Genomic DNA, 13,907 nt, shown 5'->3' with positions numbered 1-13,907 from the left:
ACGGTAACTTAGACTCCCGCCATGGACGAGAAGGCTCTCCCCGGCCGGCTGCCCGAGCGCGACCGCCCCTGGGTGATGCGCACCTACGCCGGGCACAGCTCGGCCGCGGCGACGAACGCGCTCTTCCGCCGCAACCTGGCGAAGGGGCAGACCGGGCTGTCGGTCGCCTTCGACCTGCCGACCCAGACCGGCTACGACCCCGACCACGAGCTCGCCGCCGGCGAGGTGGGCCGGGTCGGTGTGCCGGTGGCGCACCTCGGCGACATGCGGGCCCTCTTCGACGGCATCCCGCTGGCCGACATGAACACGTCCATGACCATCAACGCGCCGGCGATGTGGCTGCTCGCCCTCTACGGCACGGTCGGCGCCGAGCAGGGCGCGGAGCTGTCCCGCTGCGCCGGGACCACGCAGAACGACATCATCAAGGAGTACCTCTCCCGGGGCACCCACATCTTCCCGCCGGCCGCGTCGCTGCGGCTGACCGCCGACGTCGTCGCGTACACGCTGCGCGAGATGCCGCGCTGGAATCCGGTGAACATCTGCTCGTACCACCTCCAGGAGGCCGGCGCGACGCCCGTGCAGGAGGTCGGCTTCGCGCTCTCCACCGCCGTCGCCGTGCTCGACGCGGTCCGCGACTCGGGGCAGGTGCCCGCCGAGCGGATGGGCGACGTCGTGCAGCGGATCTCCTTCTTCGTCAACGCCGGGGTGCGCTTCGTCGAGGAGATCGCCAAGATGCGGGCCTTCGGCGCGCTCTGGGACGAGATCACCCGCGAGCGCTACGGGGTGGAGAACCCCAAGCAGCGGCGGTTCCGCTACGGCGTGCAGGTCAACTCGCTGGGCCTGACCGAGGCGCAGCCGGAGAACAACATCCAGCGCATCGTGCTGGAGATGCTCGGCGTGACCCTCTCCCGGGACGCCCGCGCCCGCGCCGTGCAGCTGCCCGCCTGGAACGAGGCGCTCGGCCTGCCCCGGCCGTGGGACCAGCAGTGGTCGCTGCGCATGCAGCAGGTGCTCGCGTACGAGTCGGACCTGCTGGAGTACCCGGACCTGTTCGAGGGCTCGCACGTGATGACGGCGTTGGTCGAGGAGATCGTCACCGGGGCCCGGATCGAGCTGGAGAAGGTGCTGGAGATGGGCGGCGTCGTCGCGGCCGTCGAGACCGGCTACCTCAAGAGCGCGCTGGTCGCCTCGCTGGCCGAGCGCCGCCGCCGGATGGAGTCCGGCGCCGACGTGGTGGTCGGCGTCAACCGGTTCACCGAGACCGAGCCGTCGCCGCTGACCGCCGCCGGCGCCGAGTCCGTCGAGCAGGTCGACCCGGCCGTCGAGGCGGCGGCCACTGAGGCCGTACGCCGGTGGCGATCCGGGCGGGACGACGCGGCGGTCGACGCGGCACTGGCCCGGCTGCGCGCGGACGCCGCGACCACGACGAACCTGATGCCGGCGACGCTGGAGTGCGTGCGGGCCGGGGTGACCACCGGCGAGTGGGCCGGCGCGCTGCGCCAGGTCTTCGGCGAGTACCGGGCGCCCACCGGCCTGACCGGCGCCGCCGGGGCCGGCGGGGACGCCACCCTGGCCGCCGTCCGGGCGCGCGTCGCCGCCACCGCCCGCGAGCTGGGCAGCGGCCGGCTGCGGCTGCTCGTCGGCAAGCCCGGCCTCGACGGGCACTCCAACGGCGCGGAGCAGATCGCGGTACGCGCCCGCGACGCCGGCTTCGAGGTGGTCTACCAGGGCATCCGGCTGACCGCCGGGCAGATCGTCGCCGCCGCCGTCGAGGAGGACGTGGACCTGGTCGGCCTCTCGGTCCTCTCCGGCTCGCACCTGGCGGCGGTACCGGCGGTGCTGGACGGCCTGCGCGCCGCCGGCCGGCCGGACCTGCCGGTGGTGGTCGGCGGGATCATCCCCGCCGGCGACGCGGAGCAGCTCCGCGCCGCCGGGGTGGCCCGGGTCTTCACGCCGAAGGACTTCGCCCTGACCGGGATCATCGACGACCTGGTCACGGTGGTCCGGGAGGCCAACGGCCTGCGCTGAGGGAAGGCCCCCGGCGAGGGCACGCGTCGCCAGGGGCCTGTGCCCGGGTCAGCGGCTGACGTAGGTCATGCAGTCGGCCATGTCGTTGTCGGGACCGACCTTGATCGCGGGCGCGCGGCACTCCAGCTGCTCGTTGTGCTGGCAGTCCGCGCGCTGGCAGGCACCCACCTGCGCGGTCATGCCGCCGTCGACCCCGCCCCGGACCGCCGGCATCTCGACGAAGGTGTGGCAGTGCGCGTGGTCCGGGCTGCCGATGGTGATGGCGAAGGCGTGGCAGTCGTTGGTGTGGTTGTACGAGCACGCCGCCACGACACATTCCTGGACGCGGGGCATCTCCACTGCTGCGGTCATGGTGACCTCCTATAGAGTCGTGCCCCGATTCTAGGCTTTTGTGGGATTTGTCGAGCCTGATTCAGCCCACTCCGAGCACCTCCGACAGCGGGGCCGGCTCGAGGCCGCGCTCGGCCAGCCCGGCCAGGATGTGCGGCAGCGCCTCGTCCGTCATCGGCGCGTTCGCCTCCGTCACGTGCAGGACGATCACCGACCCCGGACGCACCCCGTCCAGCGAGGCACGGACCACCGGCCGCCAGGACTTCGCGAACGGGTCGCCGCTGACCACGTCGCCGTCCACCACCGTCACCCCCAGCGGCGCCAGCGCGGCCAGCGCCTTCCTGTCGTGGCACAGCCCGGGGAAGCGGAAGTACCGGGTCTGCCGACCCCCGTACGCGGCCACCACGTCGAACGTGCGGGCCACGTCGGCGGTCATCTCCCGCTCCGCGATGCGGGGCAGGCCGTAGCAGTCCGGCGTGAAGGCCAGGTGCCCGTACGTGTGGTTGGCCAGCTCGAAGCGCGGGTTCGCGGCGAGTCGGCGGGTCACGTCCGGGTACTGCTCCACCCACTTGCCGGTGAGGAAGAAGGTGGCCGGCACCCGCTCCCGCTCCAGCAGGTCGATGATCTTCAGGTTCGCGTACGACCGGACCGCGCCGCTGCGCAGCTGGTACCGCATCGCGTCCGTCATGTCGGCGTCGAAGGTGAGCGCCACCTTGTTCCCCGTACGCGGCCCGTGGTCGACGACGGGCGGCCTGGTCCCGACCGGGGTCGCGCCGGGGACCGTCCCCGCGGGCGCGGCAGGCGCCGTGGTCTCCGGTGCTGCCGGGGCCGCCGTCCCCGTGGGCGCGGCGGGGGCCGTGGTCTCCGGGGCGCTATCCGTTGCCGCGATGCGGACGATGCCGGCGTCGGCCGGCGCGCGCAGCGGACTCGGGAGGGCGAGGAGAGCCGCGGCGGCGACGACGGCGGTGAGGGTCGCGACGAGCGGAACGCGGGGGATCTTCACGTGCACCGGGAGATGATGTCAGCGCCTGACGTTTCCTGCGCGCCCGCTGTCGAGCGTGCTGCCTGAGCAGGCTGCGCGCGTGGACCCTGTCCACTGGGTGGACGCCGCTCGTCCGCCGGGCTCAAACCGGAGATCTTGGCAAGAAAACGCCCCTATGGAGGCACTCTCCTACCAAGATCTCCAACGGACTGGGCGGCTGCGGATCCAACTGTGACCGGTGTCCGGTTTGGGTGGTACCTGTGCTGGGTGCTTTGTCCGTTTTTGTGGGCGTGGCCGGGGGCATCGTGGGGGCGGAATCGTGGCGGGGGCGGGGTCGTTACACCCTGCGTACGACCGAGCGAGACCGCCGTCGCGGGAGACTGACCGGCCGCCATTCCCCTCGCCGGCCGTGCCCCTCCCGAGCGGCGCGGGCCGGCCCCGATCGAGTGCGGGCCAACCCCGTCCGAGTGGGCCAGGCCACGCTGTCCGACGGCTGGCGGGCCTGGGCCCCGGAATGATGGCGGGTCGGCGGTGGTTACACATGGTCACGGCCCGCGTAAGGGCATCCCGTGAGGGGTTCCCGCCCCGCGAGACGGCTTCGACCTTCGCGGTCAGGCATCCGGCGGGCGCGGCCGATCCGATCTTCCTCCGGACGAGTTGCCGGAGATCCCCCGTGAGTTCATGAGCGCCGGACGGTGCTTGCACCCGCGTGTAGCCGATCCCCCTCGGTGCGGGTGCCGACCCCCGAATGGAGCGTCTCCGATGAACACGATCATGCGTAAGAGCGTTCTTGGTATTGCTGGCCTGGCGGTCGCCGGTGGTCTTGCTGCCGGTCCGCTGAACCACGCCAACTCCGGTGTCGAGGCCGAGGCGGGCTCGCCGATCACGGCGGTCGCGGTGCAGGCCGACAAGCCGGACATGGGCAAGCTGGTGCCCCACGGCGTGCAGGGCGCGCAGTCGCGTATCGACCTGTCCGACGAGCAGGTCGCCAACGTGAAGGCGATCATCGCGGCGACGAAGAAGGCCGGCATGGACGAGCGCGCCGCGGTGGTGTCGATCGCGACCGCGTTGCAGGAGTCGAAGCTGGAGAACCTGGGTCACCTGGGTGACCGCAACGACCACGACTCGCAGGGCCTGTTCCAGCAGCGCCCGTCCAGCGGGTGGGGCACGGTGGAGCAGATCACCGACCCGGAGTACTCGACGACGGCGTTCCTGAAGGGTCTCAAGCAGGTCGACGGGTGGCAGGACATGCCGCTGACCAAGGCCGCGCAGACGGTGCAGGTGTCGGCGTACCCGGACCACTACGCCCAGTGGGAGCAGCAGGCCGCCGACCTGGTGGCCGAGCACTGGAACAGCTGACAGCAGTAGACGGATCGCCGCTGGCCGGCACCCCGCCCGGGGTGCCGGCCAGCGGCATGTCCGGATGCGTCAGACGCGGAAGCCGGCGGCCCGCGCCGCCTGACGCTCCCGGCGACGGTCGGAGCGGCGGCGCACGAACCAGAAGACGAAGACGACCAGCCCGAGCAGGAACGCCAGCACCAGCACCGGCAGGATGATCGCCACCACCGACATGGCCACGCTGGTGGCGTCCTCGGCGGTGCTGGCCACGGGTGCGCCGACGCCGGCCGTGGTCGCGTTGATGACCGGCCGGGCGGCGGACTTCAACAGGTGCACGCCGAGGGCGATCACCACCCCCGCCACCACGGGGACCCACTGGCTGGACGAGAAGAAGGTGCCCGGGTCGCTGACCGTCACCGTCTCCGAGGACGAGCCGGCGCCGAACGCCAGGCCGCCGGCGGTCGGCCGGACCACGGTCTGCACGACGTCGTTGACGTGGTCGACCACCGGGACCTTGTCGGCGACGACCTCGACGACCAGCAGCACCGCCAGGATCGCGATCACCCAGCCGTTGCCCAACCACTGCCAGCCGCCGGGCAGGTCGATCAGGCTGGTGTAGCGGGCCAGGAGACCCATGGTGAGCAGGGGGATGTACGCGTTCAACCCCGCCGAGGCGGCGAGACCGGTACCGGTGAGAACTTCGAGCACCGTCTCAGCATCGCACCGGCGCGCCAGTGCCGCTCGGTGGCGCGGGCCGGGGTCTCGGCTACCCTCGTCGGGTGCGGTTGGTCATTGCGAAGTGCTCGGTGGACTACGTCGGACGGCTCTCGGCCCACCTGCCGCCGGCCACCCGGTTGCTCATGGTGAAGGCGGACGGGTCGGTGTCGATCCACGCCGACGACCGGGCGTACAAGCCGTTGAACTGGATGAGCCCGCCCTGCCGGTTGGAGGAGGCCCCCGGCGTCTGGCGGGTCGTCAACAAGGCGGGGGAGGAGCTGCGGATCACCCTGGAGGAGATCTTCCAGGACACCTCGTACGAGCTGGGCGTCGATCCGGGCCTGCGCAAGGACGGCGTGGAGGCGCACCTCCAGGAGCTGCTGGCGGCCAACCCGGAAGCGCTCGGCGAGGGGTTCACGCTGGTCCGCCGGGAGTACATGACGGCGATCGGCCCGGTCGACCTGCTCTGTCGGGACGCCAACCAGGGCGCCGTGGCCGTGGAGGTGAAGCGGCGCGGCGAGATCGACGGCGTGGAGCAGCTCACCCGGTACCTGGAGCTGATGAACCGCGACCCGCTGCTCGCGCCGGTCGCCGGGGTCTTCGCGGCGCAGGAGATCAAGCCGCAGGCCCGGGTGCTCGCCACGGACCGGGGCATCCGCTGCGTCGTCGTCGACTACGACAAGCTGCGCGGCATCGAGCGCGACGAGCTCACCCTGTTCTGACGGACCGCCCTCGCGGCATCGCGGGGACGCCGGGGGCCGGGCCCGCCGCAACGTCAACGGGGCGGCTCCGGCGGGCCGTCCGCGCGGACGGCGATCAGGGACTTGGGCAGGCCGGCGACCCGCTCGACGAGGATCCGCGAGCCGGGGAAGTAGTGCCGCATCTGCGAGCGGTCCAGCAACTCCGTCCAGAGCACCTGGTGGATGGCGGCCTCGTGGCTGCGGGTCGGCTTGTGCCCGAGCGGCCAGCGGCGGGCGAACGCGGTCCGCAGCCGCACGGGGAGGAACTGCATCCCCGGCGCGATCCAGTGCGGCTCGATGGGGAAGTAGCGGTAGGGCGTCTGCACCCAGTGCCGGTCGCCTAGGTTGCGCACGGCGTCGGCGAAGCGCAGCCGCCGCTCGTGCCCGCCGACGTGCTCCAGCACCGAGTTGGAGAAGACCAGGTCGTAGCGGCGCGCGGTGATCCGGGCCGGCAGGTCGCAGGCGTCGGCCCGGTCGACCTCCGCCCACTCCGGCACGTCCGTGGGCGGTCGCTCCAGGTTGACCACGTGTACGCGCGCCGGCCGCACCTCGGCCCGGGTCCAGGTGCCGAGCCGGCCACCCAGGTCGATGACGTGCATCTTTTCCAGGTCAGGGAACGTCCGGACCAGCCAGTCGGCGCGGCGACGCCGCTGCCGGGCACTCCACGACCGGTCACTGTCGACGAGGTGGAAGCGCAATCGATGGGGGCGCATTTAACGCAATGTACCGCTCCCACCACGTTGGACACACGTGAGGGTGTTCATGATCGGTTATCCGACAGTCACCTGCCGTGCATGACCTTGATGGCCTTGACGAGTCGCGCGACATCGGCCGGCGTCCGCTCGAAGGTCGTCGAGGGCAGCAGCGACCGGGCCCGCCGCCGGGTGATGGCCTTGGCGCGGCTGAACTCGCGCAGCCCGTCCTCGCCGTGGATGCGCCCGAAGCCGGAGTCGCCGACGCCGCCGAACGGCAGGGTGGACATCCCGGCGAAGGTCAGCGCCGAGTTCACCGACGCCATGCCCGAGCGCAGCCGCCGGGCGATCGCCACCGCGCGCCGCCGGCCGAAGACCGAACCCCCCAGGCCGTACGACAGGGCGTTGGCGCGGGCGACGGCCTCGTCGGCGTCGCGGACCCGGTTGATGGTCAGGGTCGGCCCGAACGTCTCCTCGCGTACGGCGGCGGAGTCCTCCGGGACGTCCACCAGCACGGTCGGCCGCACGTACGGCGGCTGCACCGCGTCCGCGCCGCCGAGCACGGCCCGGCCGCCCCGGGCCAGCGCGTCGTCGATGTGCCGGCGGATCACGTCGACCTGGCTCGGCATGGTGATCGGGCCGATGTCCGCGTCGTCCGGGCCGACGGTCAGCCGGCCGGCCCGCTCGACGACCTTGCCGACGAAGGCGTCGAAGACCGGCTCGACCGCGTAGACCCGTTCGATGCCGATGCAGGTCTGCCCGGCGTTGGTCAGCGCGCCCCAGACGCACGCCTCGGCGGCGGCGTCCAGGTCGGCGTCGGCGTCGACGATCATCGCGTCCTTGCCGCCCGCCTCCAGCAGCACCGGCGTCAGCGACTCGGCGCAGGCCGCCATCACCTTCCGCGCGGTGGCCGACGAGCCGGTGAAGGCCACCTTGTCCACTCCGGAGCGGCAGAGCGCCGCACCGACGTCGCCGAGCCCGTGCACGGCGGTGAACACCGGCCGCTCCGGCACCACCTCGGCGAACGTGTCGATCAGCCACTGCCCGACGACGGGGGTGTACTCGCTGGGCTTCAGCACCACCGCGTTCCCCGCCGCCAGCGCGTACGCGGCGGAGCCGATCGGGGTGAAGACGGGGTAGTTCCACGGGCCAATCACGCCGACGACGCCGTACGGCTGGTATTCGAGGTGGGCGGAGAACTCGGCCAGGACGAGGCGCGAGCGGACCCGGCGGGGGCCCAGCACGCGGCCGGCGTTGCGGGCCGCCCAGTCGACGTGCTCGACGGCGCTGACGAGTTCGACGACGGCGTCGGCGACCGGCTTGCCGCCCTCGACGTGCACCAGCTCGGCGATCTCCTCGATCCGCCGGGCGAGCAGGGTGCGCCAGCGCAGCAGCCGCTCCCTGCGCCCGCCGAAGCCGAGCCCGGCCCACCACTCGCCGGCTGCTCGGGCCCGCTCGACGGCGTGCCCGACGTCCTCGGCGGTGGCGACCGGCAGGCGTCCGGCCTCCGCGCCGGTCGCCGGGCTCGTCGACACCAGCCGACCGTCCTCGATGACCGGGGTACCCGGGACACGCACAGCCGTCATGGCGGAAGTCTAGACCCGAGAATTACTCGCCGGTAGGGCCGCGACGGCCGGGTCCCGCCGGTCGGACCGGCCGCGGGACGGCGGAACGGGGTGGACGCCGGTCGGCCGGACTTGTGATGATTCTTCCGCCGGAGGGCGCCGAATCGCCGAACGCGAGGTGTCCGGCCGGGGACGCGGAGGTGACCATGCGGCGGTGGGAGCGACTACCGTGTGGTGGCAGGCTGACGCGCGGGGTGACCGCGCGGGGTGGAGGCTGACATTCCATGGAGGAACATCCGGAACTGAGACCGTTGTTGACGGTGGCCGGTGGGTCGATGCGGGGGCTGAGCGTCCGGGTGGGCCCTGAGCGGCAGGTCATCGGCCGGGGGTCGACCGCCGACATCGTGGTGCACGACGCCCACCTGAGCCGCCGGCACGCCGAGGTCTGGCTGACGGGCGAGGGGGCGGCCCTTGCGGATCTGGGTTCCACCAACGGCACCTGGCTGAACGACCGGCGGATCACCGGCGTGGAGCGGCTGGCCGACGGGGACGTGATTCGGCTCGGCCGCACCGAGCTGCGCGTCTTCGACCCGGGCGTGGCGCGGACCGACCCGGTGGGCTTCAGCTTCGGCGAGCCGCGCCGGGACCGCCGCCCGACCCTGCCGCTGCCGATCGCGGCGCAGGCCGCACCGGCCGTCGACGCGGTGTCGCCGGTGGCGCTTCCGGCGGGGTCGTCCGCGCCGTCCTGACCGGCGCCGACGGCGGATGCCGGCGCACACCTCCGGGCCGGGGAAGGTGGCGGGCCGGCCCATGGACGCGTCCGGCGCCCTCGTGGCAGCATCCGGCGGATGGAGACCGGACAGCGGCAGGTGTCGGCGAACGGCATCACCCAGGCGGTACGGGTGGCCGGGCCGCCGGACGGCGTTCCCGTACTGCTGATCCACGGCAACTGCTCGTCGGCGGCCTTCTGGGAGCCGCTCCTGCGGCGACTGCCGGCCACCCTCCGGGTGGTCGCGCCCGACCTGCGCGGCTACGGGCTGACCGACACCGCCCCGGTGGACGCGACGCGGGGGCTGCGCGACTTCGCCGACGACGTCGCCGCGCTGCTCGACGAGCCGTCCCTCTTCGCCCCCGGCGCGCGGCCGGTGGTGGTCGGCCACTCGCTCGGCGGCGGGGTGGCCATGCGGCTGCTCGTCGACCACCCCGACCGGGTGGGCGCGCTGCTGCTCGCCGCTCCGGTCTCGCCGTACGGCTACGGCGGCACCCGGGACCTGGCAGGGACGCCGACCACCCCCGACTTCGCCGGCACCGGCGGCGGCACCGCCAACGGGGACTTCGTCAGGCGACTGGCCGCCGGCGACCGGGGCGTGGACAGCCCGGCCAGCCCGCGCGCCGTGCTGCGGGCCACCTACGTGGCGGACCCGGCCTCGCTCGGCGACGACGAGGAGCTGCTGCTGGACAGCCTCCTCTCCACCGCGACCGGTGACGACAACTATCCCGGCACGGCGGTGGCCTCGGCGAACTGGCCCGGCACCGCCCCGGGGCGGCGTGGCGTGCTCAACGCCCTCTCCCCGGCGCACTTCCGGATCGCCGACGAGCTGGTCGCCGTGCCCGGGAAGCCGGCGATCACCTGGATCCACGGGGACGCCGACGTGATCGTCTCGGACACCGCGATGATGGACCTGGCCCACCTGGGCTCGCTGGGCGTGGTGCCCGGCTGGCCGGGGGAGGCGGCCTGCCCGGCGCAGCCGATGGTGGCGCAGACCCGGGCGGTGCTGGATCGTTACGCGGCGGCCGGCGGGGCGTACCGCGAGGTGCTGCTGCCCGACTGCGGGCACAGCCCGCACCTGGAGCGGCCGGCCGAGTTCGTCGCCGAGCTGCTGGGGCTTACCGACACGCTGGCCTGACCGGCTGGCGAGCTGGCGAGCGACCGACCGGCCGCGAGCCGACCCGCCCCGCCGGACGGTGTGCGCGCAGCCCGCTGGGCTCGTGAAATTTCCCACGGCGCCTCGACAACGCAGCGTCACGTGGCAGACTCGCGCGCATAACCTTAATGGTCGTTAACGTGGCTGTGCGGAGCATCGAGGAGGCTGGTCGTGGCGCGTGATTTCACCAGCGTGGGCGTTGTGGGGCTGGGCACCATGGGTGCCGGCATCGTCGAGGTATTCGCGCGCAACGGGGTCGACGTCGTCGCGGTGGAGGTCTCCGAGGACGCGCTGGAACGCGGCCGGGCCATCCTCACCGGGTCGACGGACCGGGCCGTGGCCAAGGGCAAGCTCGCCGAGGCCGACCGGGACGCGCTGCTGAGCCGCGTACGGTTCGCCGTCGGGCTGGACGCGCTGCACGCGGTGGACCTGGTCATCGAGGCGGTGCCCGAGCACCTGGACCTCAAGCAGCGGATCTTCGCCGAGCTGGACCGGGTCTGCAAGCCCGAGGCGATCCTGGCCACCAACACCTCGTCGCTGAGCGTCACCGAGATCTCCGTCGCCACCAGCCGTCCCAACCAGGTGATCGGCATCCACTTCTTCAACCCCGCCCCGGTGATGAAGCTGGTCGAGGTGGTCCGGACGGTGGTCACCTCCGCCGACGTGGTCGCCGACGTGGAGGCGCTCTGCAAGCGGCTCGGCAAGGTCGACGTCACCATCAGCGACCGGGCCGGCTTCATCGCCAACGCGCTGCTCTTCGGCTACCTCAACCACGCCGTCGGGATGTTCGAGGCGCACTACGCCACCCGCGAGGACATCGACGCGGCCATGAAGCTCGGCTGCGGCCTGCCCATGGGCCCGCTGGCGCTGATGGACCTGATCGGCCTGGACACCGCGTACGAGATCCTCGACACCATGTACCGGCGCGGCGGGCGGGACCGCCGGCACGCCCCGGTGCCGCTGATCAAGCAGATGGTCACCGCCGGGCTGCTCGGCCGCAAGTCCGGCCGTGGCTTCTACACCTACGAGCGGCCGGGCTCCCCGGTCGTCGTACCCGACGAGCAGACGCCGGTGGCGACGGAGGCCGCGCTCGCCGGCGCCGCCGCGATCGCGAAGGTCGGCGTCGTCGGGTCCGGGACGATGGCCACCGGCATCATCGAGGTCTTCGCGAAGGCCGGCTACGAGGTCGTCTCGGTGACCCGGGGCGCGGAGAAGTCCGCCAAGGTCTTCGAGGCGGTCAAGACCTCGCTCAACAAGGGCGTGGTGCGCGGCAAGCTCAGCGAGGCGGACCGGGACGCCGCGCTCGGCCGGATCAACTGGTCGGCGACGCTGGACCACCTCGCCGACGTCGACCTCGTCGTCGAGGCCGTGGTCGAGGAGCTGAGCGTCAAGAAGGCCCTCTTCGCCAGCCTCGACGAGATCTGCAAGCCGGGCGTCGTGCTCGCCACCACCACCTCCTCGCTGCCGGTGATCGACGTCGCGATGGCCACCCAGCGGCCCGCCGACGTGATCGGGCTGCACTTCTTCAACCCGGCGCCGCTCATGCCGCTGGTCGAGGTCGTGGAGACCATCCGCACCTCGGCGGAGACCACCGCCACCGCCCGCGCGGTCTGTGCCGCGCTGGGCAAGACGGGCGTGGTCTGCGGCGACCGGTCCGGCTTCATCGTCAACGCGCTGCTCTTCCCGTACCTCAACGACGCCGTGAAGATGCTGGAGGCGAGCTACTCCACCGCCGACGACATCGACCACGCCATGAAGCTGGGCTGCGGCTACCCGATGGGCCCGTTCGAGCTGCTCGACGTGGTCGGCCTGGACGTCTCGCTGGCCATCCAGCGGGAGCTCTACCTGGAGCTGCGCGAGCCGGGCTTCGCGCCCGCGCCGCTGCTGGAGCACCTCGTCACGGCCGGCTACCTGGGGCGCAAGAGCGGCCGGGGCTTCCGCGACCACACCCGTCGCTGACCCGGTCAACACCGTCAGCCGGTGACGGCGTCTGCATGGTGTGACCTTCGAGGAGTACGTCGGCAGCCGAGGCCCCGCCCTGATGCGGCTGGCCCGGCTGCTGACGGGCGACGAGCACCGGGCCGAGGACCTCACCCAGGACGTCCTGACCCGCGCGTACGTGCACTGGCGGAGGATCGCCCGGGTGGACCGGCCGGACGTGTACGTGCGCCGGATGCTGGTCAACGCCAACAACTCCTGGTGGCGCCGGCGGACGAACCGGGAGCTGGCCACCGCCGACTTCGCGGAACGGCCCCAGCACGGCGACCTCGGCGGCGAGACCGCCGACCGGGACGCCATGTGGCAGCTCGTCCTCGGGCTGCCGGACCGCCAGCGGGCGGTGCTCGTGCTGCGCTACTACGAGGACCTCGACGACGCGACCATCGCCCAGATCCTCGGCTGCTCGCCGGTCACCGTCCGCACCCATGCCATGCGGGCGCTCAACCACCTCCGGGAGCGTTACGGCGTCCCGGCGACGAACGGGAGCCGGGCGTGACCGACCTCGACGAACGGATCGTACGGACGCTGCGGGAACGCGCCGAGGGAACGGTCGACACCGACCTGCTCACCGCCCGTGCCGTCGCCGCGGGACGGGTCCGCCGCCGTCGCCGTCGGGCCGGCGCGGGCGTCGCGCTGGGCGTGGCGGCGGTGCTCGGGTTCACCGCCGCCACCGGCGTGGGCCTGCCGGAGCGGGTACGCCCGCCGGACGCCGCCGCGCCAACCGCCGCCGCCGCGCCGCCCCGGCTGGAGAACGTCCCCGGCGCGGCCGCCCGGCCCGACCTGGTCGGCACGGATCCGCAGGTGCTGCACTTCGGGTTCGACCCGGCCCGCGCCCGCTACCGGGGCTGGCACGTCGGGTTCGGCGTGGAGAGCATCCGCGTCGAGGTCGGCGGTGGCCGGCCGGTGAGCGTCGCGCTGGCCCGTTCCGCCGACGCGCTGTGGGAGTACGCGGTCGAAGGGCTGCCGCCGGGGGCCACCGGAATGACGGGCGGGACGGTCTTCGACGGCAGCGACCGCCTGCACCGGGAGGGCGGCACCTCCGTCTGGATCCGGCTCTGGCAACCGGCCCCCGGCCTGTACGCCCGGGCCGCCGTGACCGCCACGACCGCCGAGGAGATCGAGGTGGCGATCGGCGCCCTCCGGTTGGGTGAGGCGCGCCGCTGCGTCGCGCCGGTGCGGCTCACCACGCTGCCCGCCGGCGCCCGGCTGGACCAGTGCACCGTCGATGCGGGGTCCTTCCCCGCCACGTTGCACATGTCGCTGGTGGTGAACGGGCCCGGGGAAGCGGAGACGCGTGTCGCGTTCGACTACGCGCGCTCGACGGTCACCGGCCGTACGGCGGGCAACCGGACGATCGGGGGCCGGGCCGCCTACCTCTACCCGCGGGGCGACCAGTTGGAGCTGCTCGGCATCCCGAAGGCCCACCTGATCGTCGATTTCAGCTGGTCGCACGGGGACTTCACCGAGGCGGACGCCGCTGTCCTGCTGGGCGGGGCGCAGGTCGCCGCCGATCCCGGTGACCCGCAGACCTGGGACTGACCAGCGGCGGGGCCGGCCCGCCCACCCCGGGCCGGTCTCGCCGCCGGCCCGTA

General features: G+C 73.0%; 13 protein-coding genes. 8 read left to right on the top strand and 5 right to left on the bottom strand.

The window, feature by feature from the left end; genetic code table 11:
- Positions 1-21 precede the first annotated feature (21 nt).
- Positions 22-2,028, top strand: coding sequence for a protein meaA (locus tag ACN27A_RS15750; protein WP_421454058.1), 2,007 nt, complete (start codon positions 22-24; stop codon positions 2,026-2,028).
- A 48-nt stretch (positions 2,029-2,076) separates the two neighbouring features.
- On the opposite strand, the gene ACN27A_RS15745 is transcribed toward ACN27A_RS15750, so the two are convergent.
- Together ACN27A_RS15745 and ACN27A_RS15740 are read right to left on the bottom strand one after the other, a co-directional pair.
- Complete coding sequence (locus ACN27A_RS15745) at positions 2,077-2,379, bottom strand: DUF1540 domain-containing protein (RefSeq protein WP_421454055.1); 303 nt, start codon at positions 2,377-2,379, stop codon at positions 2,077-2,079.
- Positions 2,380-2,440: 61 nt separating this feature from the next.
- A complete protein-coding gene (locus ACN27A_RS15740) occupies positions 2,441-3,367 on the bottom strand; it encodes a polysaccharide deacetylase family protein (protein ID WP_421454052.1) in 927 nt (308 codons plus the stop codon).
- Between the two features lie 735 nt (positions 3,368-4,102).
- Here ACN27A_RS15740 and ACN27A_RS15735 point away from each other — a divergent pair.
- Positions 4,103-4,699 carry a hypothetical protein gene (locus ACN27A_RS15735; RefSeq protein WP_421454050.1) on the top strand — a complete coding sequence of 199 codons (597 nt, stop codon included), beginning with the start codon at positions 4,103-4,105 and terminating at the stop codon, positions 4,697-4,699.
- Positions 4,700-4,768: 69 nt separating this feature from the next.
- Here the strand turns inward: ACN27A_RS15735 and ACN27A_RS15730 are convergent, their stop codons facing one another.
- Positions 4,769-5,386, bottom strand: a complete 618-nt coding sequence (locus ACN27A_RS15730; protein WP_421454047.1) for a DUF4126 domain-containing protein — start codon at positions 5,384-5,386, stop codon at positions 4,769-4,771.
- 71 nt (positions 5,387-5,457) lie between these two features.
- On the opposite strand from ACN27A_RS15730, the gene nucS reads away from it, so the two are divergent.
- Positions 5,458-6,117, top strand: a complete 660-nt coding sequence (gene nucS / locus ACN27A_RS15725) for an endonuclease NucS (protein WP_421454045.1) — start codon at positions 5,458-5,460, stop codon at positions 6,115-6,117.
- 53 nt (positions 6,118-6,170) lie between these two features.
- Here nucS and ACN27A_RS15720 read toward each other — a convergent pair whose 3' ends face one another.
- Positions 6,171-6,848, bottom strand: a complete 678-nt coding sequence (locus ACN27A_RS15720) for a methyltransferase domain-containing protein (RefSeq protein WP_421454042.1) — start codon at positions 6,846-6,848, stop codon at positions 6,171-6,173.
- Positions 6,849-6,916: 68 nt separating this feature from the next.
- Positions 6,917-8,413 carry an aldehyde dehydrogenase family protein gene (locus ACN27A_RS15715; RefSeq protein WP_421454039.1) on the bottom strand — a complete coding sequence of 499 codons (1,497 nt, stop codon included), beginning with the start codon at positions 8,411-8,413 and terminating at the stop codon, positions 6,917-6,919.
- Positions 8,414-8,676: 263 nt separating this feature from the next.
- On the opposite strand from ACN27A_RS15715, the gene ACN27A_RS15710 reads away from it, so the two are divergent.
- The 5 genes from ACN27A_RS15710 to ACN27A_RS15690 all read left to right on the top strand — a co-directional run bounded on the left by ACN27A_RS15710 (position 8,677) and on the right by ACN27A_RS15690 (position 13,854).
- Positions 8,677-9,141, top strand: a complete 465-nt coding sequence (locus ACN27A_RS15710; RefSeq protein ID WP_421454036.1) for an FHA domain-containing protein — start codon at positions 8,677-8,679, stop codon at positions 9,139-9,141.
- A gap of 99 nt (positions 9,142-9,240) precedes the next feature.
- Positions 9,241-10,299, top strand: coding sequence for an alpha/beta fold hydrolase (locus tag ACN27A_RS15705; RefSeq protein ID WP_421454033.1), 1,059 nt, complete (start codon positions 9,241-9,243; stop codon positions 10,297-10,299).
- Positions 10,300-10,488: 189 nt separating this feature from the next.
- Positions 10,489-12,276, top strand: coding sequence for a 3-hydroxyacyl-CoA dehydrogenase family protein (locus tag ACN27A_RS15700; protein WP_421454030.1), 1,788 nt, complete (start codon positions 10,489-10,491; stop codon positions 12,274-12,276).
- Positions 12,277-12,316: 40 nt separating this feature from the next.
- A complete protein-coding gene (locus tag ACN27A_RS15695) occupies positions 12,317-12,811 on the top strand; it encodes a SigE family RNA polymerase sigma factor (RefSeq protein ID WP_421454027.1) in 495 nt (164 codons plus the stop codon).
- The gene (locus ACN27A_RS15690) at positions 12,808-13,854 is read left to right on the top strand and encodes a hypothetical protein (protein ID WP_421454024.1); all 1,047 of its coding nucleotides are present in this window, start codon (positions 12,808-12,810) and stop codon (positions 13,852-13,854) included. Before ACN27A_RS15695 ends, ACN27A_RS15690 begins: the two co-directional genes overlap by 4 nt.
- Positions 13,855-13,907 lie beyond the last annotated feature (53 nt).

It is taken from the genome of Micromonospora sp. WMMD737 (assembly GCF_049179055.1).
Classification (GTDB): Bacteria; Actinomycetota; Actinomycetes; order Mycobacteriales; family Micromonosporaceae; genus Micromonospora; species Micromonospora reichwaldensis.
Note: the sequence above shows the minus strand (reverse complement) of the source record. Positions and strands in the feature narration are given on the sequence as shown.